Source organism: Mammaliicoccus sp. F-M27, assembly GCF_022387115.1.
Taxonomy (GTDB): domain Bacteria; phylum Bacillota; class Bacilli; order Staphylococcales; family Staphylococcaceae; genus Mammaliicoccus; species Mammaliicoccus vitulinus.
This window is the reverse complement of record NZ_JAJNIE010000002.1, coordinates 46,712-70,474: the sequence shown is the minus strand read 5'-3', so window position 1 is coordinate 70,474 and position 23,763 is coordinate 46,712. Positions and strand designations below refer to the sequence as shown.

At 31.0% G+C, this 23,763-nt stretch carries 30 protein-coding genes; 18 read left to right on the top strand and 12 right to left on the bottom strand.

Features of this window, described 5'->3' with window-relative positions; all coding sequences use genetic code 11:
• The first annotated feature begins 114 nt into the window (after positions 1 to 114).
• Positions 115 to 732, top strand: a complete 618-nt coding sequence (locus LQ598_RS02705) for an FMN-binding negative transcriptional regulator (RefSeq protein ID WP_239745150.1) — start codon at positions 115 to 117, stop codon at positions 730 to 732.
• A 75-nt stretch (positions 733 to 807) separates the two neighbouring features.
• Here LQ598_RS02705 and LQ598_RS02700 read toward each other — a convergent pair whose 3' ends face one another.
• The 3 genes from LQ598_RS02700 to LQ598_RS02690 are packed head-to-tail and all read right to left on the bottom strand — an operon-like array spanning position 808 to position 2,448.
• On the bottom strand, positions 808 to 1,446 hold the full coding sequence (locus LQ598_RS02700) for a sugar O-acetyltransferase (protein ID WP_345773306.1): 639 nt from the start codon (positions 1,444 to 1,446) through the stop codon (positions 808 to 810).
• Between the two features lie 37 nt (positions 1,447 to 1,483).
• Positions 1,484 to 1,948, bottom strand: coding sequence for a DUF1648 domain-containing protein (locus LQ598_RS02695; protein ID WP_239745148.1), 465 nt, complete (start codon positions 1,946 to 1,948; stop codon positions 1,484 to 1,486).
• 41 nt (positions 1,949 to 1,989) lie between these two features.
• Positions 1,990 to 2,448 (bottom strand): MepB family protein, encoded by a 459-nt coding sequence (locus LQ598_RS02690; protein WP_239745147.1) that lies wholly within the window; start codon positions 2,446 to 2,448, stop codon positions 1,990 to 1,992.
• Positions 2,449 to 2,581: 133 nt separating this feature from the next.
• On the opposite strand from LQ598_RS02690, the gene LQ598_RS02685 reads away from it, so the two are divergent.
• The 3 genes from LQ598_RS02685 to LQ598_RS02675 all read left to right on the top strand — a co-directional run bounded on the left by LQ598_RS02685 (position 2,582) and on the right by LQ598_RS02675 (position 3,996).
• Complete coding sequence (locus tag LQ598_RS02685) at positions 2,582 to 3,073, top strand: GNAT family N-acetyltransferase (protein ID WP_239745146.1); 492 nt, start codon at positions 2,582 to 2,584, stop codon at positions 3,071 to 3,073.
• A 76-nt stretch (positions 3,074 to 3,149) separates the two neighbouring features.
• Positions 3,150 to 3,623, top strand: a complete 474-nt coding sequence (locus tag LQ598_RS02680; protein ID WP_107537465.1) for a pyrimidine dimer DNA glycosylase/endonuclease V — start codon at positions 3,150 to 3,152, stop codon at positions 3,621 to 3,623.
• 4 nt (positions 3,624 to 3,627) lie between these two features.
• A complete protein-coding gene (locus LQ598_RS02675) occupies positions 3,628 to 3,996 on the top strand; it encodes a YbgA family protein (RefSeq protein WP_103322945.1) in 369 nt (122 codons plus the stop codon).
• On the opposite strand, the gene LQ598_RS02670 is transcribed toward LQ598_RS02675, so the two are convergent.
• Positions 3,997 to 4,188 (bottom strand): hypothetical protein, encoded by a 192-nt coding sequence (locus tag LQ598_RS02670; RefSeq protein WP_016912274.1) that lies wholly within the window; start codon positions 4,186 to 4,188, stop codon positions 3,997 to 3,999.
• Between the two features lie 125 nt (positions 4,189 to 4,313).
• On the opposite strand from LQ598_RS02670, the gene LQ598_RS02665 reads away from it, so the two are divergent.
• From LQ598_RS02665 to LQ598_RS02655, 3 genes are all read left to right on the top strand, one after another.
• Positions 4,314 to 4,478, top strand: a complete 165-nt coding sequence (locus tag LQ598_RS02665) for a hypothetical protein (RefSeq protein WP_239745145.1) — start codon at positions 4,314 to 4,316, stop codon at positions 4,476 to 4,478.
• Between the two features lie 144 nt (positions 4,479 to 4,622).
• A complete protein-coding gene (locus LQ598_RS02660) occupies positions 4,623 to 4,844 on the top strand; it encodes a hypothetical protein (RefSeq protein ID WP_236005702.1) in 222 nt (73 codons plus the stop codon).
• Between the two features lie 156 nt (positions 4,845 to 5,000).
• Positions 5,001 to 5,204 carry a TM2 domain-containing protein gene (locus LQ598_RS02655; protein WP_103322736.1) on the top strand — a complete coding sequence of 68 codons (204 nt, stop codon included), beginning with the start codon at positions 5,001 to 5,003 and terminating at the stop codon, positions 5,202 to 5,204.
• Positions 5,205 to 5,443: 239 nt separating this feature from the next.
• Here LQ598_RS02655 and LQ598_RS02650 read toward each other — a convergent pair whose 3' ends face one another.
• Positions 5,444 to 6,367, bottom strand: coding sequence for a diacylglycerol/lipid kinase family protein (locus tag LQ598_RS02650; RefSeq protein WP_119609212.1), 924 nt, complete (start codon positions 6,365 to 6,367; stop codon positions 5,444 to 5,446).
• A 128-nt stretch (positions 6,368 to 6,495) separates the two neighbouring features.
• On the opposite strand from LQ598_RS02650, the gene LQ598_RS02645 reads away from it, so the two are divergent.
• On the top strand, positions 6,496 to 7,035 hold the full coding sequence (locus LQ598_RS02645) for an N-acetylmuramoyl-L-alanine amidase (RefSeq protein WP_016912269.1): 540 nt from the start codon (positions 6,496 to 6,498) through the stop codon (positions 7,033 to 7,035).
• A gap of 140 nt (positions 7,036 to 7,175) precedes the next feature.
• On the opposite strand, the gene LQ598_RS02640 is transcribed toward LQ598_RS02645, so the two are convergent.
• Positions 7,176 to 7,865 carry a hypothetical protein gene (locus LQ598_RS02640; RefSeq protein WP_239745144.1) on the bottom strand — a complete coding sequence of 230 codons (690 nt, stop codon included), beginning with the start codon at positions 7,863 to 7,865 and terminating at the stop codon, positions 7,176 to 7,178.
• 254 nt (positions 7,866 to 8,119) lie between these two features.
• On the opposite strand from LQ598_RS02640, the gene LQ598_RS02635 reads away from it, so the two are divergent.
• The 3 genes from LQ598_RS02635 (at position 8,120) to LQ598_RS02625 (ending at position 10,014) form a co-directional block, all read left to right on the top strand.
• Complete coding sequence (locus LQ598_RS02635) at positions 8,120 to 9,004, top strand: NAD(P)-dependent oxidoreductase (RefSeq protein WP_016912267.1); 885 nt, start codon at positions 8,120 to 8,122, stop codon at positions 9,002 to 9,004.
• A 4-nt stretch (positions 9,005 to 9,008) separates the two neighbouring features.
• Positions 9,009 to 9,338 (top strand): nucleoside triphosphate pyrophosphohydrolase family protein, encoded by a 330-nt coding sequence (locus LQ598_RS02630; RefSeq protein ID WP_016912266.1) that lies wholly within the window; start codon positions 9,009 to 9,011, stop codon positions 9,336 to 9,338.
• Between the two features lie 82 nt (positions 9,339 to 9,420).
• Entirely contained in the window at positions 9,421 to 10,014 is a 594-nt protein-coding gene (locus LQ598_RS02625) for a hypothetical protein (protein ID WP_239745143.1), read from the top strand.
• 85 nt (positions 10,015 to 10,099) lie between these two features.
• Here the strand turns inward: LQ598_RS02625 and LQ598_RS02620 are convergent, their stop codons facing one another.
• Complete coding sequence (locus LQ598_RS02620) at positions 10,100 to 11,473, bottom strand: aspartate kinase (protein WP_239745142.1); 1,374 nt, start codon at positions 11,471 to 11,473, stop codon at positions 10,100 to 10,102.
• A gap of 197 nt (positions 11,474 to 11,670) precedes the next feature.
• Between LQ598_RS02620 and LQ598_RS02615 the strand changes: the two genes are divergently transcribed.
• The 4 genes from LQ598_RS02615 to LQ598_RS02600 all read left to right on the top strand — a co-directional run bounded on the left by LQ598_RS02615 (position 11,671) and on the right by LQ598_RS02600 (position 15,799).
• The gene (locus LQ598_RS02615) at positions 11,671 to 12,948 is read left to right on the top strand and encodes a homoserine dehydrogenase (RefSeq protein WP_016911673.1); all 1,278 of its coding nucleotides are present in this window, start codon (positions 11,671 to 11,673) and stop codon (positions 12,946 to 12,948) included.
• 1 nt (position 12,949) lies between these two features.
• The gene (gene thrC, locus LQ598_RS02610; RefSeq protein ID WP_016911672.1) at positions 12,950 to 14,014 is read left to right on the top strand and encodes a threonine synthase; all 1,065 of its coding nucleotides are present in this window, start codon (positions 12,950 to 12,952) and stop codon (positions 14,012 to 14,014) included.
• Positions 14,011 to 14,922 carry a homoserine kinase gene (gene thrB, locus LQ598_RS02605; RefSeq protein WP_107537083.1) on the top strand — a complete coding sequence of 304 codons (912 nt, stop codon included), beginning with the start codon at positions 14,011 to 14,013 and terminating at the stop codon, positions 14,920 to 14,922. The genes thrC and thrB overlap by 4 nt, the downstream gene beginning before the upstream one ends.
• Before the next feature lie 70 nt (positions 14,923 to 14,992).
• Positions 14,993 to 15,799, top strand: a complete 807-nt coding sequence (locus LQ598_RS02600) for a Cof-type HAD-IIB family hydrolase (RefSeq protein ID WP_239745141.1) — start codon at positions 14,993 to 14,995, stop codon at positions 15,797 to 15,799.
• Positions 15,800 to 15,897: 98 nt separating this feature from the next.
• On the opposite strand, the gene LQ598_RS02595 is transcribed toward LQ598_RS02600, so the two are convergent.
• The 4 genes from LQ598_RS02595 to rpmG form a co-directional block, all read right to left on the bottom strand.
• On the bottom strand, positions 15,898 to 17,295 hold the full coding sequence (locus LQ598_RS02595; protein ID WP_107557235.1) for a phosphoribosyltransferase domain-containing protein: 1,398 nt from the start codon (positions 17,293 to 17,295) through the stop codon (positions 15,898 to 15,900).
• 12 nt (positions 17,296 to 17,307) lie between these two features.
• The gene (locus LQ598_RS02590; protein ID WP_016911668.1) at positions 17,308 to 17,622 is read right to left on the bottom strand and encodes a hypothetical protein; all 315 of its coding nucleotides are present in this window, start codon (positions 17,620 to 17,622) and stop codon (positions 17,308 to 17,310) included.
• A 150-nt stretch (positions 17,623 to 17,772) separates the two neighbouring features.
• The gene (locus tag LQ598_RS02585) at positions 17,773 to 19,218 is read right to left on the bottom strand and encodes an amino acid permease (protein ID WP_016911667.1); all 1,446 of its coding nucleotides are present in this window, start codon (positions 19,216 to 19,218) and stop codon (positions 17,773 to 17,775) included.
• A 205-nt stretch (positions 19,219 to 19,423) separates the two neighbouring features.
• Entirely contained in the window at positions 19,424 to 19,573 is a 150-nt protein-coding gene (gene rpmG / locus LQ598_RS02580; protein WP_083840518.1) for a 50S ribosomal protein L33, read from the bottom strand.
• A 161-nt stretch (positions 19,574 to 19,734) separates the two neighbouring features.
• Between rpmG and LQ598_RS02575 the strand changes: the two genes are divergently transcribed.
• The 3 genes from LQ598_RS02575 to LQ598_RS02565 all read left to right on the top strand — a co-directional run bounded on the left by LQ598_RS02575 (position 19,735) and on the right by LQ598_RS02565 (position 22,781).
• A complete protein-coding gene (locus LQ598_RS02575) occupies positions 19,735 to 20,679 on the top strand; it encodes a metal ABC transporter solute-binding protein, Zn/Mn family (protein ID WP_107557234.1) in 945 nt (314 codons plus the stop codon).
• An 88-nt stretch (positions 20,680 to 20,767) separates the two neighbouring features.
• On the top strand, positions 20,768 to 21,745 hold the full coding sequence (gene guaC, locus LQ598_RS02570; protein WP_016911665.1) for a GMP reductase: 978 nt from the start codon (positions 20,768 to 20,770) through the stop codon (positions 21,743 to 21,745).
• Positions 21,746 to 21,764: 19 nt separating this feature from the next.
• Positions 21,765 to 22,781 (top strand): CAP domain-containing protein, encoded by a 1,017-nt coding sequence (locus tag LQ598_RS02565; protein WP_239745140.1) that lies wholly within the window; start codon positions 21,765 to 21,767, stop codon positions 22,779 to 22,781.
• Positions 22,782 to 23,090: 309 nt separating this feature from the next.
• Here LQ598_RS02565 and lexA read toward each other — a convergent pair whose 3' ends face one another.
• Positions 23,091 to 23,711, bottom strand: a complete 621-nt coding sequence (gene lexA / locus LQ598_RS02560) for a transcriptional repressor LexA (RefSeq protein WP_016911663.1) — start codon at positions 23,709 to 23,711, stop codon at positions 23,091 to 23,093.
• Positions 23,712 to 23,763: the final 52 nt, after the last annotated feature.

The window sequence follows — 23,763 nt, the reverse complement described above, 5'->3', positions numbered from 1 at the left end:
ATTGTGAAAAATGAAGTATCAAACTATACTCGAAATAAATGATGAATTGTTACAATAATTTTCAATTAAACCTTTTTTTATAATCTAGTATATTATTAAGTGAGGGGGGATTTTATGTATATTCCAAAACATTATCAAAAGAAGGATTATCAAGAAATTAAGAAGTTTTTAACAACTTATAATTTTGCAACGATTGTTACAAATGATGGAACAATGCCAATTGCAACACATTTACCAGTTAACATTGAAGAAACAAATGATGCATTAGTGATTTCTGGACATTTTGCTAAAAATAATAATCAATGGAAAACGATTGAGAATAATGACAATGTACTGATCATATTTCAAGGTCCACATGCGTATATTTCTTCAACTTGGTACGAAACAGAAGATGTTCCAACATGGGATTATCAAAGTATTCACGTGTATGGGAAAGGGCGTTTATTAAACGAAGCACAGCTAGAAGCAGATTTGAAAAAACTGTTGGATAAATATGAAAGCCATCATGAGGATGGAGTAACATGGGATAATTTATCATCTCAAACTCAAAAACAAATTAAAGGTATAGTAGGGTTTAAAGTAAAAATAAATAAAATCGAAGCTGCTTATAAATTAAGTCAAACACGTAGCGAAACCGATAAAGAAAATATTGTAATTAACTTAAATTATAGTGATGACCATAATGATAAAAATTTAGCACGAGAAATTGAAAAAGAAAATAAAAATAAATAAGAGCTTGAAATATCATTTCCTTTCTTAAAATAAATCACCCAATCCGTTAGACTCATTTTCGGATTGGGTGATTTTTTATGCATCGTTTTTTAAACTCAATTTCTTTTTGTAGTATTCTGTTTTAAGTCGATCCCATTTTTCATAATCAGCTTTTGTTATATGTTTAATAATCTTGGCAGGATTTCCGCCGACCACTGTATTAGGAGGTACATTTTTAGTTACGATAGCGCCAGCTGCGACTATTGAATTTTTACCAACAGTTACGCCTGGTAAGATTGTTGCGCTTCCTCCTATCCATACATTATCTTCTATATTAATTGCTTGACCAAATTCTAATTGGTCATTACGTATTGTTGGATCTATTGGATGACCCGCTGTATATAAACTTACTCTTGGACCGAACATGACATTATTTCCAATATTTATATAATTAACGTCTAAAAAAATACAATCCATATTTGCATAGAAGTTTTCACCGATATTGATATGTCTACCATAATCTATATGAAGTGGAGGATGTACGTAAATATTTTCTCCAGTATGACCAAAAAGTTCTTTCTCTAAACGAACAATTTCTTCCTTATTTTCGATAGGAGTCTGATTGATTTTTTGAGCGATTATTTTTCCGTGTTTAGAACTATTTGTTTCTTGTATATCGTGAGCTAAATATAATTCGCCTTTAAGCATTTGTGTGTAATCAAAATCGTTTAACAAATTATTATCCACCTTCTGTATAAGAGACAATTATCTCTTATTTATATTTTCTACCTTTCAATATGCCATATACCAAGGTTATTAAAATGACACTTAGGAAAATGATAAGTTCATAAACCCCAAAATCAATATTTCCTCCGAGGATATTATAAACATCTTTCATATGGCTTAATGAAAAACTAAGAGCTGATTCAAAATTAAGAACGACTAGTAATTTCTTATCGAATCTAATAGCTTCTTCTGAAGGTATTTCATTTTTTAAATTCAATCCTAACTTAGCGATTTTATCGTAATATTTATAAACGATGTATATTAATAACCATGCATAAGCAGAAATACCAGGAATTAAAAATATAATCGGTTTGTTGCCCCATGCATCTGGTTTACCATATAAATTGTAGTGTGTTGGAACTTCTGAAGGTAAATTCTGATAAACGACAATCGTATATAAAAGAGAAATTATAATCATTAAGGCACTTATAAAGTTTAATGTTTTTAACACGTTTTTCACTCCAAAAACTTTTAATATAATTTAGCAATATTTTAAGAATCTATGCTATCTGATAAATCTATAAAATAATCTTGTTGCCAGTTTTTTGTTTGGGCAGCTGTCTTATTTAAATTTTCTTCCCAACTAGGATAAACTCTCATAGCCATTTTTCCTTTTATATTATTATGACTTATAATATGTTTCTTAAGCAGTACTTCTTTAGGGATGATGAATTGACCTTTTTTAGCGGCATCCATTATCGTAATGATCAGTTTGTCTGCTGATTCTTCATAAGTATAGGGCCTGTTCTTATTGTTTTCATCTTTAACCCAAAATACGACGAAATATCCTTTTTTATTCGGTGTCTTTTTAGCACGTCTACTTCTATATGTATGATTAGCGAGTCGGAAATAACAGCTTTCATATTCGATATTCAAAGGTTCTATATTTAGGTCTTGAATGGTATGATGTTCCTCTAAAACGTCTCGTGTAAATTTGATTGACTCGAACAACTGATCAACTCCAATTTTATTTATCGTTATTATTTCATTAAAAAAACATATACAACATATTATATCAAAGTCTTTACTTTTTAAGGTGGATTGATATGATTAAATAAATTAAAAAGATGTCGGAGGATACTTAATGATTAGAAATGCAACTGAGAATGATTTGAATGGTATATTAAATATTTATAATGACGCAATTGTTCATACAACAACTGTTTATACATACGAGAAAACGAATCTTGAGGAAAGAAAAGAATGGTTTAATAGTAAACTGAAATCCAATCTTCCAGTACTAGTATTTGAAAAAGATGGTGAAGTTGCTGGTTTTGCTTCTTACGGTCCTTTTAGAGATTGGGCAGCTTACCAATATACGATTGAGCATTCCATTTATGTAAACCCTAATTATAGAAGACAAGGCATTGCTTCACAGTTATTAGATCAATTAATTTTAATTGCAAAAGAAAATGGATATAGAACGATGGTAGCAGGTATCGATTCATCAAATGAGGGTAGTGTGATACTTCATAAGCGAAAAGGTTTTAAACACGTTGGTACACTTGAAAAAGTGGGATATAAATTCGAAACTTGGTTGGATTTAGTATTTTATCAAATCGATTTGCATGACTAGTATATAGATAGTTTCAAAATTGATTTGTTTTGGAGTTGTTATGATGATTAAATGATAAGAAGAGGTATAAGCATATATGCAAATCTTTAGAGTAAGTGAAGATCATGAAATAAGTGCTAAATTTTTAGATAATCGTAGACTGTCTAAACAAGTATTAGAACTATACCAGATTATTAATGTTTGTCTAGCAAAGTTGGGATATATAAAAGGCGATACCCGTTATCTTAATCATCCGATTGTAAAACATGTGTTTAATAATGGCCAACCTTATTTATTAGATGCATATCAATTATTATTAGAAATGGATAAAGAACATAAAAGAAGAGGCGGAAAAAGATCGCTTGAATTTGAACATAAAATTCAAACAATGGGTGAAGTCATTAACTTAGCACTTCAAGATGGTGTGCTTTCAAATGAAAAATTACCGCCATTTTATGTATACGGTGATTGTAAACTACTAAGTGATAAAGCATACTTAGAATATCAAAAATTACTATATTTAAAGTGGGCTCAAGACAATATTGCACCTCGTTGCAATGTGAGAAGGTGATGAAATGAAAAGTAGGTCAGAGATTGAAAAATTGTGGAGATATGAAAAATATAACGTAATGATGCATAGCCAGAAGGCATATTTAGATATTAGAGAATCACTAAAAGGTAACTTGTCGTATGAAGCGTTAGAATTTAAAATCAAAACAGCTAAAAAAACAGAACCAACTAAAGGGTCAATTATGAATACATTTGATCATATGTGGGGATATTTCAAAAAAATTGCAACCAACGAGGAAAAAGCTCAATATATAAAATATAAAGAGCAATTTCAAAGCAATCATATTAGCGCTCATGAATTACTGCAATTTATACATCAGTTAGCAGTGAAATATGAACAAACATATTTATTAGAATCTACAATTTTACATTAATTATTTATCAGTTTGAACATAAATGATTTGTTTCTTCGCTACATTTATGATGTGATCAGGTGTTTCAATTAAAAGATGTTCGAAACCATCTTTAAGTAACTCTTCTACTTTAATCTCGATATGATCAACAGTCATAATATAAACGTTCTTGTTGGCTTTTAACCCTTTTTTTATCGCGGTACTAAATTCCATTAGAAACACTCCTATATAATATATTATATAAAGTCTATCATATTAAAAATATTATATAAATGATTGTTTATATAATATAAGGGTAAATATTAAGTGTTAGATTTATGAATAGGAGGTTACTCATCATGGATGAAAGTGTTTATCATGAAATGTGGAGTACTTTAAAAAAAGAAGTGGATTTTAATTTAGTGGAACTTCAACACAAAAAAGAAGAAACTGAGTCTCCTGGATTAAAAAAAGCGAAAAAAATGATTGAGCATTTAGAAGCAGAATTTATCAAAGAATCATAAACGGTCAAAAACATTAACTATCACTCAAATTTGTTTTGTTATTTTACACACATTGTGTATAGAAGTCTAATTTGTATTAATTTACATCAATTGCCCCTAGCCTCACTTAATATAGTTTTGTAGTATTTATATATTAAGTTTTTTTTGGAGGCAGTTATGTTTTTTGATGAGAAGATTTTAGTATTTGAAAACCTAAAGAATAATTACAATCAAGAAGATGCAAAAAATATATTTTTGAAACATTCCATTGATTATGACTTTATTACAGTAAGTAGCCAGTCGATTATGTTAGGCGGGTTAAAATATCATTCAGCAAACGATAAAGAACAATTTATAGCTGAGTTTAACGATTATTTAGGGAACTAGAAATGATTGTTAACCTGCCGACAAAGTCACTGACTATGTCGGCAGGTTTTTTTTATGTTACAAAAACGTCACTTTATATATGATATTGTTAGTTCACATTAGGGTATTACTATAAAGTAGGAGATATAATGAACTTATAGTTGAAGGAGGGGTATAATGTTAGTTAATAAATGGATATATATTGCATTAGCAGTTCTTTTAGGCAACTTTGGTGTTCATAAATTTTATGCACAAAAGCCCGTAGTAGGTTTGTTACATTTAGCTTTTTGTTGGACGGGAATCCCACATATTATAGCGATAATAAGTGCTGTTTTAGCACTTCTAAGACCATCAGATGAACAAGGGAACATCCAAGTTTAATAGTATTTGAAACTAAATAGTAAAAGTGTCTAGGATATAAATTTCCTAGAAATTAAAAAAGAGTAGAAATTCATAATTAAAATTGAATTCCTACTCTTTTTCTTATAATCGAACCATACCCTAGGCAAACATGCACGAACAAAATCGTAAATTTTATAAAAAATAACAACTCGTTTCTAGCTGAATGAATCAGTAGAATGAGTTGTTTTTTTTGAGTTGGGATTTATGTACCAGCTTCTTTATTGATTATTAATATCTAAATATAGTAGTTTAACTTGATCTTTTAATAATTTAATATCCACTGGTGTTTCAAATAATATTTCGCCATCTATGTCTAATTTTGCATGTGGATCTGTTTCTAAAGATGCTGATTCACAAGAAATATGTGTAATACTTTCGCTAATTTCATTCCAATTCATGCTATCTTTTACTTTGAAAAAGTCATTAATGATACTAAAGTTTTGTTTGTCGAATATAAAGATATTCATCTTGCCATCATTTGGTGATAAATCTTCTAATGGAATTTTACTACCACCGACATTTTGACCATTTGCTACTAAAATCATGGAAGTTTCACCAGAATACTCTTTTCCATCTGCTATTAATCTATAGTTATAAATTTCAGGATTTGAAACTGTTTTTATTGTAGAAAACACATAACTGAACTTACCAAATAATTCTTTTTGATTAGATTCAACGTTCTCTGCATTTTGAACCATTAAGCCTATACCAGCAAAGTTAAGTGCATATGTACCATTTACATCTAAAACATCAAACGATTTAATTTGACTATTTAATAGATCTTGAGATGCTTGCATTGGTTTTTGAGAAAGATTTAACGTCTTTGTAAAATCATTGAATGTTCCTCCAGGCAACACACCAATCGGTATTTGTAGATTGTTTTCTACAACACCATTTATAAGTTCATTTAAAGTTCCATCGCCACCTAGTATGAAAAAAACATCAAAAGAACTAACATGATTATTTTCAGCGATTTCTTTGCAATACGATTTAATTTGTCCTTCTTCTTTACTTAATTTTATTGTTAAGTCATCACAAAGCTGCGTTAAGTTTTCAGTAACTTGTCCAAGTTCTTTGTATATATTACCTTGTCCAGCAGCTTTATGATAAAATAATATGCCTTTATGAAAATGTTGTGTCATAAATATATAACCTCCTGTAATCGTTCTTTTATTACATTACCATTTATTTAGATGTATAAACAGTTTCAAGTTCATGAATTATTTATGTTAAGATAAATAAAAGTTAATATTTATGGGGGAGGATAACGATGACATCACAAAATGATTATATTAATTACGATATGCAGAAAAGAACCGAACCTCTACTAGGTGTAGTTATTCATAATGATGCCAGTGAATTAAATGCAAATGAATGGCGCGAAGTATTAATAAATGCACCTGAAGAACGATATGTACAAGGGATAGCACATTACTATATTGATCGGAATCAACAATGGCAAGCAATCGATACTGAAAATATCGCATGGCATACTGCTCATCCAATTGGCAATGAACAATATATCGGTTATGAAGTGTTAGAATCTCTTTCAAGTACGGATGAAGAATTTTTATTAAATGAACAAGAAACATTTCGAACAATAGCGACAGACATGATAGATTATAATTTAACGCCAAATAGGGAAACAGTGAGACTACATTTAGAATTTAGTGAAACTGAATGTCCACACCGTTCATTAGAAATTCATACGAATTGGAAAACAACAGTTGATGGTATGCCAGATGAATGGATTATCAATGAGATGAAAGATTATTTTATCGAACAAATAAACCAGTATATGCTGAATTAAGTACACACTTAACATTTCAAGGTTATGATTAGTCTTCGTGCGATTTACCCCTAGACAAGCATGCACTTTCAAAATCATGAAATTTAAAAATATAAAAAGGTCTCTTCACTAGGTTATAACCTAATGAAGAGACCTTTAATTTATTGTGCATATTGTTGTTGAATTTGAACTAATGCATTATAGAATAATTCAGGTTGTTCAGGACCGTTATAAGTACCTACCTCTAATGCATTTAAAGAAGCTTTTTCAGGGTTAGTTAGTCCGCCTTCGTACTTTTGTCTCCAATCTGCATTAATGGAGTTTAAATAGGCATTAGAGCCTGTTTCGTTATAAATTTGTTGTGCTTGTTCAGATCCAAGTGTTGAAACTGTTTGGTTATTACTTGCAGAAGCATTTGCATCAGCTGAACGATTATTTGAGTTACTGGCGTTACTTGTTGCATCATAACTTGAAGTTCCATTGTCATCTGAAAAATTGGAACTGTTAGAATTAGAGTCGGAAGAAGCACTACTATTACTAGCGTCTGAATTGTTATTATTTGTACTTTCAGAAGACTTATCATTGCTCTCAGAGTCAGCGTTAGCATCACTATTAGATTTACTATCGCTATCAGAATTAGAATCTTTATCAGATTTACTGTCACCTGATTTTGAAGAACCATCAGAATTAGAATCTTTATCAGATTTACTATCTCCTGATTTTGAAGAATCGTCAGATTTAGATGAATCTTTATTAGCAGAAGAATCATCTTTGCTACTATCGCTATCTCCATTGCCACAAGCTGCTAAAAATAGGAATGAAGATAATAGCAACATTATAAATTTCTTCATGTTAGAACCTCTTTTCTATTTATATGTTTGACACTTATGTATCAACATTAATTGAATACCACTACAAATTAAAATCAAACTAAATTTATTAATGAATTTTTATAGGTTTTTCAGTTTTAATAATAAACGTTAAATAATGTTTATTTTATGTAAATGGATTGTGAAATTTATGAATGTCTATATGTTCAATGATTTAGATTTTTCTGATAAATCGGTATAATGATTGTATATGATAAAAATAGGAGGCATTTTTGATGACTAAACAAACAATTGGATTTGTAGGTACTGGTGTCATGGGGAAATCTATGGCAGAGCATTTAATTAAAGAAGGATATACAGTAAATGTTTTTAATAGAACAAAATCAAAAGCTGATTCACTAATTGAACAAGGTGCCGAGTGGTGTGATACGGTTAAATTATTATCGCAGAATAGTGACGTTATTATTTCTATCGTAGGATACCCTAAAGATGTTGAATCCATTTATTTAAGTGAAGAAGGCATTTTAAACCACGCTAAAGAAGGTAGCATAGTCATTGATATGACAACTTCAAGTCCAGCATTAGCTGAAAAAATTTATGAAAAAGCTAAATCTCAAAATATTAAAAGTTTAGACGCACCTGTTTCAGGTGGAGATGTAGGTGCGAAAAATGCAGCACTAACAATTATGGTCGGAGGAGATGAAGATGCATATCGTCAAGTAGAGAACATCTTCAAAGTTATTGGCAAAAACGTTGTATATCAAGGTAAAAGTGGTAATGGTCAACATACGAAATTATCTAACCAAATAGCGATTGCAGCTGGAATGTTAGGTGTAGCAGAAGCAATTATTTATGCAGAAGAAGCAGGTTTAAATATAGAAAAAGTGTTCAATTCTATCGAACACGGTGCAGCAGGTAGCTGGTCATTATCTAATTTAGGACCAAGAATGGTTAAAAATGATTATGCAGCTGGATTCTATGTTAAACATTTTATAAAAGATATGAAAATCGCGATTGAAGAAAGTGAAAAAATGGGACTATATATGCCTGGTTTACTTAAAGCAAAAGAAGTATATGATGCCCTTAGTGAGGCAGGATTTGATGATAACGGCACACAATCTGTTATACAATTGTTAAAAAATCAAATTGAAAAGAGGTAGCATTATGGAATTAAATGAGTATCAACAACTCGCATTAAGAACGATGTCAGACATAAAAAGAGATCCAGAACAAAGCTTAATTAATGGTGCTTTAGGACTAACAGGAGAAGCAGGCGAAGTCGCTGATATCGTAAAAAAACATGTGTTTCATGGTCATGAATTAGACGAGCAAGAATTAAAGAAAGAGTTAGGAGATGTATTGTGGTATATCGCTTGTTGCGCTAAAGCACTCGATATGGATTTAAATGATATAGCCATGTCCAACATAGCAAAGCTTGAAAAACGATATCCAAATGGATTTACTAAAGAAGATTCACTAAATCGTAAAGATTAAACAATAAATAGCTATTGGATAATTATTACAAAACTGATAAAATGAAAGGGGAATGAAAACGCTTACTTAGGAGGTACCTGATTTGGAAAGAAACGAACAATATTTATCAATAGATGAATTAAAACAGATAATGTCTGACTACCCATTTCAATATATTGTTTGTGGACAATGTGCGATTGATTTATTTCTAAACGAGTACACATATACAAAGGAACTAATGAGTATAACAGTAAGTAGAGAAGAAGTGGATTTGTTAACAAATTACTTTTTAGAACGCCAATATCAGTTGGTAGTCAAAACACCTTTAAACGAACTAGAAGAAATCAATGCTAGCGAACTTTATAATTATACTAAGTTTTATGTATATGATAAAAAAGCACAATGTAGGATTATTAAAGTGTATATTTATGAGACGAAAGATGAAAAATGGCAATTTAGACATGATCACAATATAGAAGTGGAAGACTATAAAATATATTTTCATAGTTTAGAAACTGATGTTAAATATTTACGTCCGGAGATTCAAATGATGTATAAACTATATCATGAACTGAGACAAGACGACATATATAAATATCAAAGACTGATTCAGCACTTAAGTTATTATCAATTTTTCATGCTTAGAAAAGTAATTGGAAAAGATAAATTAAATCAAATTATTTTGTCAGAAACATAAAAAGGTTGGGACAAAAATACTTATACTTAAAATAAAGAGATCTTCAGTAGGTTATAGCCTAGTGAGGATCTCTTTTTTTAATATTTTAAATAATTTGTGTTGTTTCTTTAGCGAAATATTCGTTATATATTGCTTGAACAGCTATATCAGAATATTGTTCATCTATACCAAACATCATTGAAATTTCTGAAGAACCTTGGTTAATCATATTAAGGTTAACTTTATTTTTACTTAACGCTTTTGTAGCGCCTGCTGCTGTGCCGATTGCTTTGTTCATACCTTCGCCAACAATCATTAATATAGCTAAATCATAATCTATAGTAAGTTCATCGACTTCGATTTCTTCTCGAATTTTATTTAACACACGTTCTTCTTTTCCTTTTATTTGTGCGCTTCTCATGATAATACTTAAATTATCAATACCAGAAGGAATGTGTTCGATAGAAATATTCTCTTCTTCTAATATGCTAAGAACTTTTCTTGTGAATCCTACTTCTCTATTCATTAAGTATTTTTTGACATTAATGATTGTGAAACCTTTGTCACAGCTTACGCCAGAAACAATATGAGATAAGTTTGAAATTTCTCTTTCACTTACTATGAAAGTGCCTTTATCATGTGGTCTGTTCGTATTTTTAATAACGACGGGAATGCGATCTTTGTATAGTGGCTCTAAAGCTTCGTCATGGAAGACACCAAATCCTGCATAAGATAATTCACGCATTTCTCGATATGTGATTTCTGGGATCACTTCTGGTTGCGAAACCACTGTTGGATTTGCACGGAAAATACCTGATACATCAGTGAAGTTTTCGTAAAGACTTGCTTTTATACCTCTAGCTAAAATAGCGCCAGTAATGTCAGAACCTCCACGCGGAAATGTTACGATATCGTCATTCTCAGAATACCCAAAGAACCCAGGTATAATAAGGGTTTCGTCGTACTCACGCAATTGATAAATTTTTTCATATGATGATTCTAATATCATGGCATTTCCTGGTTCATCTGTCACAATAATGCCCGCTTCTTTTGGAGATAAATAACGTGTTGGATAGCCTAACTGATTATTATATTGTGCAATGATTTTTGCATTAAAATTTTCTCCGCAACTTTTCAATGCATCTAATAATCGCTCAGGTTGATTTTTGTATACATCAATTAAGTATAGCAAGTTATCCTTTATTTCTTTTAAAATCGCATCGTCCATTTTAAGCTCTGTAACAATTTCTTCATAACGTTCAATAATTTGGCGTAGTTTATTTGAATAATCCAAATTATTGATCACTTTGTCATATAACCGGATGAGTAAGTCTGTTGTTTTAATATCTTCTTTGAACCTTTTACCTGGCGCTGATACAACGACAATTTTTCTTTCATCATCAGAGTTGATAATGTTTAATACTTTTTTAATTTGTTCACTATTCGCGACGGAACTTCCGCCAAATTTTGAAACTTTCATTTTATCAGTCCTTTTACTGGGGGTAATGTAATTGTAGCTCTTTACAAAGCTAGAAATAATGATAATATTACTATTAATTCGAATTATTCAAACTTTACAAAAAACTTTAATGAATTTATACTATAATAAAGTTGAGTCTATTTCAAGTAGACATTTGTATTTTTAACAAGAACAATATATTTAAGGTGAGTGAGAAAATGAAAGTATTAAATGTAGCAGTATTAGGTCTCGGCACTGTCGGAACAGGTGTCGTAAAGATTGTAGAAGAAAATAAAGAGCAAATAGAAGATACAATAGGTAAATCTATACATATTAAACATATTCTCGTTAACTCAACGAGTAAGAAGCGAGCAATTAATACCTCTAGCTATCATTTAACTGAAAATATTGACGATATTTTAAATGATGATGAATTAGATATCGTTGTAGAAGTAATGGGTGGAATTGAACCAACTGTAGAATGGTTGAAAGCATTCTTATCTAAAGGTATTCATGTTATTACAGCAAACAAAGATTTGTTAGCTGTACATTTAAGAGTCTTAGAAGACTTAGCAGAAAAAAATAAAGTTGCGTTAAAGTATGAAGCAAGTGTTGCAGGTGGTATACCTATTGTTAATGCGATTAATAATGGATTAAATGCAAATAATATCAATCAATTTATGGGTATATTTAATGGGACATCTAATTTTATACTAAGCCAAATGACTCGAGAAGGTAAATCTTATGAAGAAGCATTACAACTTGCAACTGATTTAGGATATGCAGAAGCCGATCCAACTGATGATGTTGAAGGTGTAGACGCAGCTCGTAAAGTTGTCATTACGAGCTATTTATCATTTAATAGAGTTATTTCCTTGGATGATGTCGAAAGAGTAGGTATTTCAGATGTTGAAATTGAAGATATTAAAGTTGCAGAAAGATTAGGATACAAAATAAAATTAATAGGTCAAGGGAAATACGAAAACGGTGAAGTGGTTGCAAGTGTAAAACCAACATTACTTCCAAATAGTCATCAAATGTCTCATGTTGAAGACGAGTATAATGCTATATATGTTATAGGTGATGCTGTAGGAGATACGATGTTTTATGGTAAAGGTGCAGGAAGTTTAGCTACAGGTAGTGCAGTCGTTTCAGATTTGTTAAATGTAGCTTTACAATTTGAATCTGATTTACATACTTTACCGCCTCACTTCGAACTTAAGACTGAACGAACTAAAGAAATCGTTGAAGAAGAAGTTGTTAAATTCCCATTAAAAAATAGTCATTTCATAATTGTTGAAACCGACAAAGAAGAAGACGTTTTAAGAGATGAGATTAAAGCGACTATAGAGTTTCATAGAAGCGTGAAAGTAGAGCAACGCACAGAAAATACTTACGGTATTGTTATTAGAGGTATTGACGAGTTGCCAATTAAATCATTAAAAGAAAACGGCTTAAACATTGTTAAATATTATCCAATTGAAGGAGACAAATAGTATGGGAAGATGGCAAGGATTAATTCATAATTATAAAGAATATTTACCGGTAAATGAAAGTACACCTAAATTAACTTTAAATGAAGGAAATACACCTTTAATACATTTACCATATTTATCAGATAAATTAAATATCAATTTATTTGCTAAATTTGAAGGACTTAACCCAACTGGATCATTTAAAGATAGAGGAATGGTTATGGCCGTTGCAAAAGCTAAAGAAGAAGGAAAGAAAATTGTTATTTGTGCTTCGACTGGTAATACTTCAGCATCTGCTGCGGCATATGCAGCTAGAGCTGGATTAAAAGCGATTGTTGTAATTCCAGAAGGTAAAATTGCACTTGGAAAATTAGCTCAAGCTGTGATGTATGGTGCTGAAATTGTATCAATTAAAGGTAATTTTGATGAAGCATTGAACATCGTTAAAAAAGTAGCAGAAAACGGCGAAATTGCATTAGTTAACTCTGTTAACCCTTATAGAATCGAAGGTCAAAAAACAGGTGCATTTGAAATTGTTGAACAACTTGATGGCAAAGCACCAGATTTATTTGCGATACCAGTAGGGAATGCTGGGAATATTACAGCATATTGGAAAGGTTTCAAAGAATTCGATAACTTAAACCAATCAGGTTTACCAGTAATGTGCGGTTTTCAAGCAGAAGGTGCTTCACCAATCGTTCAAGGTAAAGTTGTTAAAAACCCTGAAACTGTAGCTACTGCAATTAGAATTGGTAATCCAGCAAGCTGGAAGTTAGCAGAAGCTGCACGAGATGAATCTAAAGGCTTAATAGATAGCGTGACTGACGAAGAAATCTTAAAAGCATATAAACTGATGACGAGTAAAGAAGGTGTCTTCAGTGAGCCTGCAAGTAACGCTTCTATTGCTGGATTGTTAAAGTTACATGAACAAGGTAAATTAGAGCCTAATCAAACTGTTGTTGCTATCTTAACGGGTAATGGATTGAAAGATCCAGATACAGCTATCGACTTGTTAGATTCGCCAATTACACCATTAGAGAATGATGAACAAGCTATTATTGATTATATTGAGCGTGCATTAAAATGAAAAAGTTAAAGCTTAAAGTACCAGCGTCAACAGCTAACCTAGGAGTAGGTTTTGATTCTATCGGAATGGCTCTTGATAAATATTTAGAGGTTGAGGCGCATCTTTCAGAAGATAAAAAATGGCATTTTGAACATATAGGTCCACATTTGAAAGGATTACCAAATGATGAACAACACTATATTACAAAAATTGCTCAAACAGCTACAGCAAAATTCTCTAAAAGTATGCCAGCATTAAATTTGAAAATGTATAGCGATATCCCTTTAGCAAGGGGTTTAGGTAGTTCAGCTTCAGCTCTAGTGACTGGATTATTTCTCGCAAACTATTTTGCAAACTTAAAGTTATCTAAATACGAATTATTGCAGCTTGCAACTGAAATTGAAGGTCATCCAGATAACGTAGCGCCTACAATTTATGGTGGTTTAGTGCTCGGTGTTTATGATCCTGAAGTGAAACAAACGGATGTTTCATATATAGATATTCCAAAAGTTGATGTTATTGCTACAATTCCTGAATATGAATTATCGACGGAAAAGGCACGTAAAGTATTACCTGAAACATTATCTTTGAAAGACTCTGTCAAATTTAGCGCGATAAGTAATACAATGATTAGTGCTTTAATTCAACATAATTATGAATTGGCAGGTAAAATGATGATGAAAGATGGTTTTCATGAACCATATAGACAACATTTAATCCCTAACTTTGAAAACATTAAGACATTAGCGCTTGAGTATGGCGCATACGCTACAGTAATTAGTGGTGCTGGTCCTACTGTTTTAACTTTAATTAAAAAAGAGTTGAGTGGTAAACTCGTTAGGGAATTACAAAATAGATTCCAAGATTGTGAATCTGAATTAGTCACAATCAATCGATATGGTGTTAGCCAAAAAATTATTAATTTATAAACGAATGATGAGATGCTTATATTCTGTATATGATAGAATATAAGCATCATTATATTTTAAGGAGATAAACATGGCATATAAATACATAGTAATGGATATGGATGATACACTTTTAACTTCAAAAAATGAGATAAGTGAAAAAACATATACATATTTAAAAGAAAAACAAAAAGAAGGTATGAAATTAATACTTGCATCTGGAAGACCGACAGCTGGTATGATGAAACACGCTGATGCACTAGATTTAAAAAATAATGGTGGATACATTGTCAGCTATAATGGCGCATTTGTTATAGATGCGAATGATAATAATGTTGTGTTTAAACAAACGATCAATAAAGATGATGCAAATAAAATTATCGATTATTGTAGAACACAAAACTTCTTCTATTTAACATATATAGACGATCAAATTATACATGATAGAACGCACGAATATATGAATATCGAAAGTGATTTAACGGGCCTTCCTATGAAAAAAGTTGATGATATTAAAGATGTTATTAACGAAGATGTACCTAAAGTGATGGGCGTTGATTACGAAGAGAATATTGCAAAAGCAAATAGCGAACTTAATGGTGAATTTAGTCATGAAGTATCTTCAACGATAAGTAAGCCATACTTTTTAGAATTTATGGATGGACAAGTTTCGAAAGGGAAATCATTACAAAAATTATTTGATCAAATTAACGCTGATTTTTCTGAAGTGATTGCATTTGGTGATAGTTTAAATGATTCAGACATGCTAGAAAAATCTGCTGTTGGCGTAGCGATGGGAAATGCTAACGATACAATAAAAGGTATTGCAGATTTAGTTACAGATGATCATGATAACGACGGTATTGTAACAGCATTAGAAAAAATACTGGCTCAATAATAAGGTATAACACTTTCTTGAGATACTAATATCTTAAAAATGTAAAAAGCAGCAGAAATTCAAATTTGAATTTCTGCTGCTTTTTTAATGTTTGGTTGTCAATATCGGTCTTCATTAAATGAAATTGAAGTCATTTCAATAACGAGTATAGACTTAGCACCGAGTATTTTTAACTGTTGTACTAAATCATCAATTTCAGTTTTATGTCGTAATCTTTCTACAAAAACAATGATTTCATCATATTGATCTATATCTAAATTATATAAATAATGTGTGATCGTTCTTTCGAGTGGAGACATGAAGCTTATTTTTTTATTAGAGTGTTTTAAAGTACTTGAATCAAAATTAAATCTTGTTGTTCCTTGCACATATACATCTTTGCCAGGTAAAAAACGAGCGATCTGGAGAGGTGCATACAAGAACTCACCAACGCCAATAACGAGCTTCGGTGAATCATCTAGTAAATCATTTAACAACTCTCCCATACGTTGAAACAACGCTTCAGAGGTTTGCTGTTCTTTACCATTCAATGTAAATCTGCCTGTTGAAATGAAATACGGATTATCGTGAATCGTTCCGTCTCGTAACATATTTTGTGCTTTTACGATGAAATGATCATTAATAACATTTCTAAAAGAATGATATTGTACTTTAGTTTCTTGATGTTGATTTTCTAAAAATTCATTTTGTATTAAATCTTCGGTTGCATGCTCTATTTCTTGAACTTCAACATCAAAAGTCATGAGCGATATAATATTAATTTTAATATTCAAAGATTTTTCTAAGCTAGAAAAAGATTCTTTAACACTTGATGATCTTAAATCTATCGGTGTTAATACAGTAAACGTTTCTCTTTCAGGGTATTTATCATAAATCTTTTTAATAAGGTTTAAGACAGAATTACCATTTAATAAATGGTTGTCAATAATAGCAATACGTTCGTCGTTATCAAAGAAATCTTTATCTTTTGTATAGAAGAATAAACGTTCTAGTGGATCAACGATATCTTTATGATCTAACAAAGGTGGATGTGATATGATTTTATCTCTTGTAGAAGCTAAAAACATAACTTCATCTTCAAATAAACTAAATATTGATTGGCCTAAATTAACAGCACGTTCGCTTAATCCAATGAAACGAGTGGGTGGATAGTGACCGAGTTTATTTGCCTCTATTATATTTAATGCTTGAATCATTTTACCGCGATTTTTACTATTGATTGCTTTCGCAATACTATGAATGCGTTCATCTGTTTCACCAGTTAAAGATTCATGGTATAAAAAACCTAATAATAAACCAATAAGTAAAGGATGTTCCGGGTAAAGTCCTCTAGAATAACCTAAACAAGGTGAAACAGGAATAAAAGGAAATTCAGAATTTTCTTCTTGTGTAATTGCCAACATTTCATCAATTTCAAAATCAAATCTATTTTTAACGACTTTTACTTCAACTTGCTTTTCGTTATCTAAAGGAAAAACTTTGCTTACGTGGGACATATCATTACTCCTTTATTTACTTGTATGCGTCCATTCGTGACTATGTTTTTTTCTTTTAATATGCGCATAAATTTGGTCAGCTGCATAGTCTTGATTTGTATAAACAGTAATATCGAAGAATGCTTGGTTCTCCTCAAAAGGTTCAGTTAAATATAAATCTTTAAGATGATCAAATAAGGATTGCATCTGTTCTCTTGTTAAACTTGTATATTCTCTTAATGTTTTTTTGACGAGTTGAGCATTTGTATCATAAATACTTTGTACAACAATCACAAAGCGCTCATCTTGTTCCATAACGTCATCAAATAAATTAGTTTGACCAGCCATTATTACACCTTCTTTGTTAAATATTCATTATTAATGTTTATTATACTATATATGATGCCATATGAAAAAGTTCATCACTAAATTATAAGTGCATAAATAAAAAAATAAGAAAAGCATCCACTCAAAATATAACTGAGTGAATGCTTTTCATTATTTATTATTATATTGATGTTTAGATAAATCGATATCTTTAAGTTTGATAATTTTAGATTTTGTCGTGATTTTATGAACGAAATAAACAACAATTCCTAAAATGATTGGTAAGAATGATTCAATTAATACTGGGTAGTTTAACGTCATAATACTATCAAATGATTGACCAATTAGTAAAAAGGCAATGACAGCAATAACAATTATAGGTCCCAATGGATACAATGGTGCTTTATACTCTAATGTATCGGTTGTTGATTGTCCTTGCTTTTTAATTGCCATTCTTAAACGAATATGACTGATGATGCTCATCAACCATACGAGTGTTACGAGTGCGCCAAGCATGTTTAACAATCTGTAGTATCCATCTGTATTGATAGTTGCGTATATAATGGATAAGAAGATTAACACGATTGTCACACATAACGAAATAAATGGCATGTTATTTTTGTTTAATTTGTTAATAAATTTTGGTGCTTGCTTATGTTGTGCCAATGAGTAAAGTAATCTACTTGTTGCATATAATCCAGAATTACCTGCTGAAATAAGCGCGGTTAATATGACTGCATTGATAATTGAAGCGGCAAAAGCAATGCCAACTCTATCAAATACAATCGTAAACGGACTTTGTGTAACTGTATTTGATTTGTTTAATAATAATGGGTCTGTATATGGAATGATAGCTGCAATAACTGCAATTGCTAAAATGTAAAATAATAAAATTCTCCAAAATACTTGTCTGATTGCTTTAGGCATAGATTCTTTAGGATTTTCTGATTCTCCAGCAGTTACAGCAACAACTTCTGTACCACCAAAACTAAATCCTGCTACAAGAAGTACACCTAGGAATCCTGACATGCCATTCACAAAAGGTGCGTCTTTATATGTGAAGTTTGTTAACCCTAGTGGCTCGTTACCACCTAAAATACCAAATATAATAAGTACACCTACTATTAAAAAGATAATAATAGTTGCTACTTTAATAAAGCTTAACCAATACTCAGCTTCTCCAAATGCTTTTACTGTAAAAGCATTAAGTAAAAATAAAATAACTAGAAAAATGATGCTCCACACAAATGGATTGATATTTTGGAAAACATCCCAGTATGTTATGATTTTTGCAGCTGTTAAAATATCTACACTTGTTACGAGTGCCCATATAATCCAGTATAACCAGCCAACTGTAAAGCCAGCAGATGGGTCTATAAATCTACTTGAATAAGCACTAAATGATCCTGAAACAGGATAGAATGTTGCCAATTCACCAATAGCGGTCATTAAAAAGTAAAGCATAACACCGATAATAGAATATGCTACAAGTGCACCAGCAGGTCCAGCCTGTGTAATTACTGCACCACTAGCCATAAACAAGCCAGTACCAATTGATCCACCGATTGCAATCATAGATATATGTCTTGTCTTTAATCCTCGTTTCATTTCTTCCATATAAATCACCATACTTTCTATATTTGAAAACTCTTCTGAAATGAAAATATACATTATATTTTATTAGGTAATCATAAAATAAGCAACAAAAATTTTAACGCATAAATGCTTTAAAGCGATAAAAAAAGAGAAAGATAAAAAATAAAAAGTCATTTCATATAGTTGAAATGACTTTTTATGTCGTATATTGCTTAAAAATAAGAACTTATTTAGTTTCGCGATGTAACGTATGACGACCTAATCTTGGAGAATATTTTTTCATTTCAATACGCTCTGGATTAGTACGTTTATTTTTAGTTGTAATATAGGTTCTGTCGCCAGTTTCCGTACATGCTAACGTGATATTGACACGCATGTTCATCAGCCTTTCTATTCAGTAATCATTACGTTTTAAATTTTATCACATTTCAAAATGGTTATCAACACGAAATTATTTTGATTTTATATGATTGCGATATGAAGTGTAAAAGCGTATATTGTTATAATTAAAGAAAATACTAAATTAGGAGTTATCAGATGAAAAGTATCTACAAAAGTTTAAGTTTAATGATTGTAATTCTTGTATTTATATCGGGCTGTGGAAATCAATCTTCCAAAAATGACAAATTAAAAATTTATGCTACAAATTATCCTTATGAAAGCTTTGCTGAACAAATTGGGGGAGAACATGTCGAAGTAGATTCGATTTACCCAAGCGGAACAGATTTACACAATTATGAACCAACTCAAAAAGAAATGCTTAATGTTGCTAAAAGTGATCTTTTTATATATTCATCTAATGAACTTGATCCAGTCTCTAAAAAGATAAGTTCTACTATTAAAAATGATGATCATAAATTAGAAGCCATTTCGAAATTAAATGAAAGTGACCTATTAGAACATCATCACGAGCATGGGGAGGAACATGAACATAATCATGGTGAAGAAGAAGTAAACGCACAAGACCCTCACATTTGGTTAGATCCTATCGCTAATAAAGAAGCGGCTAAATCGATAAAGAATAAACTTGTTAAAAAGGATCCTGAACATAAAAAAGACTATGAGGAAAATTACAAAACATTAATTAAAGAGATTGATGGCATTGATCAAAAATTAAAAAATATTACAGATCATCCAAAAAGAGATACAGTGTTTATATCTCATGACTCTTTAGGTTATTTAGCTAATCGATATCATTTTAAACAAACTGGTGTTACCGGAATGAATAATGAAGAACCTAGTCAAAAAGAAATACTAGAAATTATAAAAAATATTAATCAAGCTAAAACACCATATATATTATATGAACAAAATGTAAGTTCAAAAATTACAGATATCATTAAAAAAGATACAGATAGCAAACCACTCAAGTTCCATAACTTAGAGGTACTAACTAAAGACGAAGAAAAAGAGAACAATATCTCGTATCAATCTTTAATGGAAGAAAATATAAAAACACTCGATAAAGCATTAAATAAATAATAATAGACTTATTTCGTTTACTTTTAGCAGTTAACCATGTATAGTAACTAATGGATTATTATTAATAGTTTTGAAAGAGGTCATTGATATGAAAATTTTTGATTATGAAGATGTACAATTAATTCCAAACAAATGTATAGTAGAAAGTCGCTCAGAATGCGATACTTCTGTTAAATTCGGACCAAAAACATTTAAATTACCAGTAGTACCAGCTAACATGCAAACAGTTATGAATGAAGAACTCGCTGAGTGGTTTGCTAGTAACGATTATTTTTATATCATGCATCGTTTTGATGAAGCGGGACGTATCCCATTTATCAAGAAAATGCAAAGTCAAAACTTATTTGCATCTATATCTGTAGGTGTAAAAGACAATGAATATACTTTTGTTGAACAACTTTCTAATGAGGGACTAGTTCCTGAATATATAACGATAGATATAGCACATGGTCATTCTGAGCAAGTTATTAGAATGATTAAACACATTAAGCAACACATTCCAGAAACATTTGTAATTGCTGGTAATGTTGGTACGCCTGAAGGTGTTCGTGAGCTAGAAAATGCTGGTGCAGACGCTACTAAAGTAGGTATTGGACCAGGAAGAGTGTGTATCACTAAAATTAAAACTGGATTTGGAACGGGTGGTTGGCAATTAGCTGCTATTAATTCATGTAGTAAAGCTGCTAGAAAACCTATGATTGCTGATGGTGGTATTAGAACGAATGGTGACATCGCTAAATCAATCAGATTTGGTGCAAGCATGGTAATGGTTGGTTCATTATTTGCTGCGCACGAGGAATCACCAGGTGAAACAGTTGAATTAGAAGGTAAATTATATAAAGAGTATTTTGGTAGTGCGTCTGAGTTCCAAAAAGGTGAACGTAAAAACGTAGAAGGTAAAAAAATGTTTGTAGAACATAAAGGCTCATTAAAAGATACTTTAGTTGAAATAGAACAGGATTTACAAAGTTCGATTTCATATGCAGGTGGAAAAGACTTACATTCTATTACAAAAGTTGACTACGTAATTGTACGAAATTCAATCTTTAATGGTGACCGTGACTAAATATAGGTGAGGTGACGACTTGAAAAAAGTATTTTACTTATTTTTATTGTTATTGTTTGTAACATTGATCAAGCCTGTCCCTGATTCAGATTTGTCTAGACAAATTCAACAAAGAGTATTAACCGTTCAACAGGGATTACTACACGAACAAACAGCTGAAAAAGTTGAACTTAAAACACCAAATGACCAAGAGTTTGCGATTAATAATATTCAAATCAATCAAACAAAAAGTGAAGTTGAAAAGAAACTTGGCAAACCAAAGCGTATAACCGCTAATGAGTATAACGAGAAATGGCATGTATATCATAATGATTACCATGAATTTGTAATGGTAAGTTATGATAATGACAAAGTAACAGGTTTATATACGAACCAAGACTTAATAACATCCCAAAAAGGGATCACAAGTAAAATGAACAAGGAAAAAGTTCGTTCTATACTTGGTGAACCAGAAAAAGAAATTCAAAAAGAAAAAGTGAAGCTCATTCAAAATGATGAAGATTACGATGTTTTCAAATTTGATAACATCTATACAACCGTTTTTTATGATAAACATGAGAATAATCAAATTAAAGGTATAATGCAAATAGCATCATCCACTGAAGATAAACGAACGAACCAATATCATGCAGGATCTGATGATTATAAAAATGCATTAGAATTACAAAACTTTGATCTTGTAAATGCTGAGCGTGTTCAATTTGGCTTACCGACATTATCTTATAATGAAAATGTAAGTCAAACTGCAAGAAGGCATAGTCAAGATATGGTTGATAACGATTATTTTGATCATACTAATAAACAAGGTTTATCTCCATTTGATAGATTAGATAATGATGGCTTTGACTATATTACTGCTGGTGAAAACTTAGCATATGGTCAAATAAGTAGTATTTATGCACATCATGGTCTTATGAATTCACTGGGACACAGAAAGAACATTTTAAATAAAGATTATAAAGAGTTAGGTGTAGGTGTTGATATAGGCGAAGATTTACAGCCTTATTGGACGGAAAACTACATCACACAACAATAAGAAGAGAGATAGATAAATATTCTATCTGAGCAACTTTGATATAATTGTATCGAGATAAGTCATATTTCATATTTCCTTAAATGTTTAACACATGTTGTTTCTAATAATTTGATTGGTGGAATAACATATAAAGGGGAAGTTTTACATGGAAAGTAAAGAAATAAAGCATAAAGATTTAGATGTATTAGAACGTATTAAAGAATTATTAAATAAAAAAGATGTTTCATAAATATATGACATTAGTAATAAGAACTCGATAAAGGGAATATGAAAAAAAGGAGATGCGATTGCATCTCCTTTTTTATATGGTTACATTTCTCTAAATAATCCTACGACTTTACCTAATACTGTTACGTTATCTAAATAAATAGGTTCCATTGTATTATTTTCAGGTTGTAGTCTATATCTTGTTTCTTCTTTATAGAAGCGTTTAACGGTTGCTTCATCATCGTCAGTCATGGCAACTATAATATCTCCATTCTCTGCAATGGATTGACTGCGAACAATTACTTTATCACCATCAAGTATGCCAGCTTCAATCATACTATCTCCAATAACATCTAAAATAAAGATATTGCTATTATGAGTAGAAGTGAAATGAGCAGGTAATGGAAAGTACTCTTCAACGTTCTCAACAGCTGTAATTGGAATACCTGCTGTAACTTTACCTATAACCGGAACATGGATAGTATTCTCTTGGTTAATGTTTTCACCAGTTGTTTCGATTATTTCGATTGCACGAGGTTTAGTTGGGTCACGTTTGATATATCCCTTTTCCTCTAATCTAGATAGATGACCATGTACTGTAGAACTTGATGCTAAGCCAACTGCTAAACCAATTTCACGTACACTAGGTGGATAACCTTTCGTATGTACTATATGTTTGATGAATTGATATATTTCAGATTGACGTTTAGTTAATTCTTTCATAGTCGCACGCTCCCAATAAATTATTTAACCATATTATAGCACATACGTTTCC

Excerpts from the sequence above, each read along its gene's own strand:
- lexA (WP_016911663.1), bottom strand. The coding sequence starts at position 23,711 with ATGAAAGAATTAACTAAACGTCAATCTGAAATATATCAATTCATCAAA.
- LQ598_RS02640 (WP_239745144.1), bottom strand. The coding sequence starts at position 7,865 with ATGAAGAAATTTATAATGTTGCTATTATCTTCATTCCTATTTTTAGCA.
- LQ598_RS02655 (WP_103322736.1), top strand. The coding sequence starts at position 5,001 with ATGTTAGTTAATAAATGGATATATATTGCATTAGCAGTTCTTTTAGGC.
- LQ598_RS02685 (WP_239745146.1), top strand. The coding sequence starts at position 2,582 with ATGATTAGAAATGCAACTGAGAATGATTTGAATGGTATATTAAATATT.
- thrB (WP_107537083.1), top strand. The coding sequence starts at position 14,011 with ATGAAAAAGTTAAAGCTTAAAGTACCAGCGTCAACAGCTAACCTAGGA.
- LQ598_RS02575 (WP_107557234.1), top strand. The coding sequence starts at position 19,735 with ATGAAAAGTATCTACAAAAGTTTAAGTTTAATGATTGTAATTCTTGTA.
- LQ598_RS02635 (WP_016912267.1), top strand. The coding sequence starts at position 8,120 with ATGACTAAACAAACAATTGGATTTGTAGGTACTGGTGTCATGGGGAAA.
- LQ598_RS02600 (WP_239745141.1), top strand. The coding sequence starts at position 14,993 with ATGGCATATAAATACATAGTAATGGATATGGATGATACACTTTTAACT.
- LQ598_RS02675 (WP_103322945.1), top strand. The coding sequence starts at position 3,628 with ATGAAAAGTAGGTCAGAGATTGAAAAATTGTGGAGATATGAAAAATAT.
- LQ598_RS02595 (WP_107557235.1), bottom strand. The coding sequence starts at position 17,295 with ATGTCCCACGTAAGCAAAGTTTTTCCTTTAGATAACGAAAAGCAAGTT.
- LQ598_RS02620 (WP_239745142.1), bottom strand. The coding sequence starts at position 11,473 with ATGAAAGTTTCAAAATTTGGCGGAAGTTCCGTCGCGAATAGTGAACAA.
- LQ598_RS02590 (WP_016911668.1), bottom strand. The coding sequence starts at position 17,622 with ATGGCTGGTCAAACTAATTTATTTGATGACGTTATGGAACAAGATGAG.
- LQ598_RS02645 (WP_016912269.1), top strand. The coding sequence starts at position 6,496 with ATGACATCACAAAATGATTATATTAATTACGATATGCAGAAAAGAACC.
- LQ598_RS02650 (WP_119609212.1), bottom strand. The coding sequence starts at position 6,367 with ATGACACAACATTTTCATAAAGGCATATTATTTTATCATAAAGCTGCT.
- guaC (WP_016911665.1), top strand. The coding sequence starts at position 20,768 with ATGAAAATTTTTGATTATGAAGATGTACAATTAATTCCAAACAAATGT.
- rpmG (WP_083840518.1), bottom strand. The coding sequence starts at position 19,573 with ATGCGTGTCAATATCACGTTAGCATGTACGGAAACTGGCGACAGAACC.
- LQ598_RS02705 (WP_239745150.1), top strand. The coding sequence starts at position 115 with ATGTATATTCCAAAACATTATCAAAAGAAGGATTATCAAGAAATTAAG.
- LQ598_RS02630 (WP_016912266.1), top strand. The coding sequence starts at position 9,009 with ATGGAATTAAATGAGTATCAACAACTCGCATTAAGAACGATGTCAGAC.
- LQ598_RS02680 (WP_107537465.1), top strand. The coding sequence starts at position 3,150 with ATGCAAATCTTTAGAGTAAGTGAAGATCATGAAATAAGTGCTAAATTT.
- LQ598_RS02615 (WP_016911673.1), top strand. The coding sequence starts at position 11,671 with ATGAAAGTATTAAATGTAGCAGTATTAGGTCTCGGCACTGTCGGAACA.
- LQ598_RS02670 (WP_016912274.1), bottom strand. The coding sequence starts at position 4,188 with ATGGAATTTAGTACCGCGATAAAAAAAGGGTTAAAAGCCAACAAGAAC.
- thrC (WP_016911672.1), top strand. The coding sequence starts at position 12,950 with ATGGGAAGATGGCAAGGATTAATTCATAATTATAAAGAATATTTACCG.
- LQ598_RS02665 (WP_239745145.1), top strand. The coding sequence starts at position 4,314 with ATGGATGAAAGTGTTTATCATGAAATGTGGAGTACTTTAAAAAAAGAA.
- LQ598_RS02585 (WP_016911667.1), bottom strand. The coding sequence starts at position 19,218 with ATGGAAGAAATGAAACGAGGATTAAAGACAAGACATATATCTATGATT.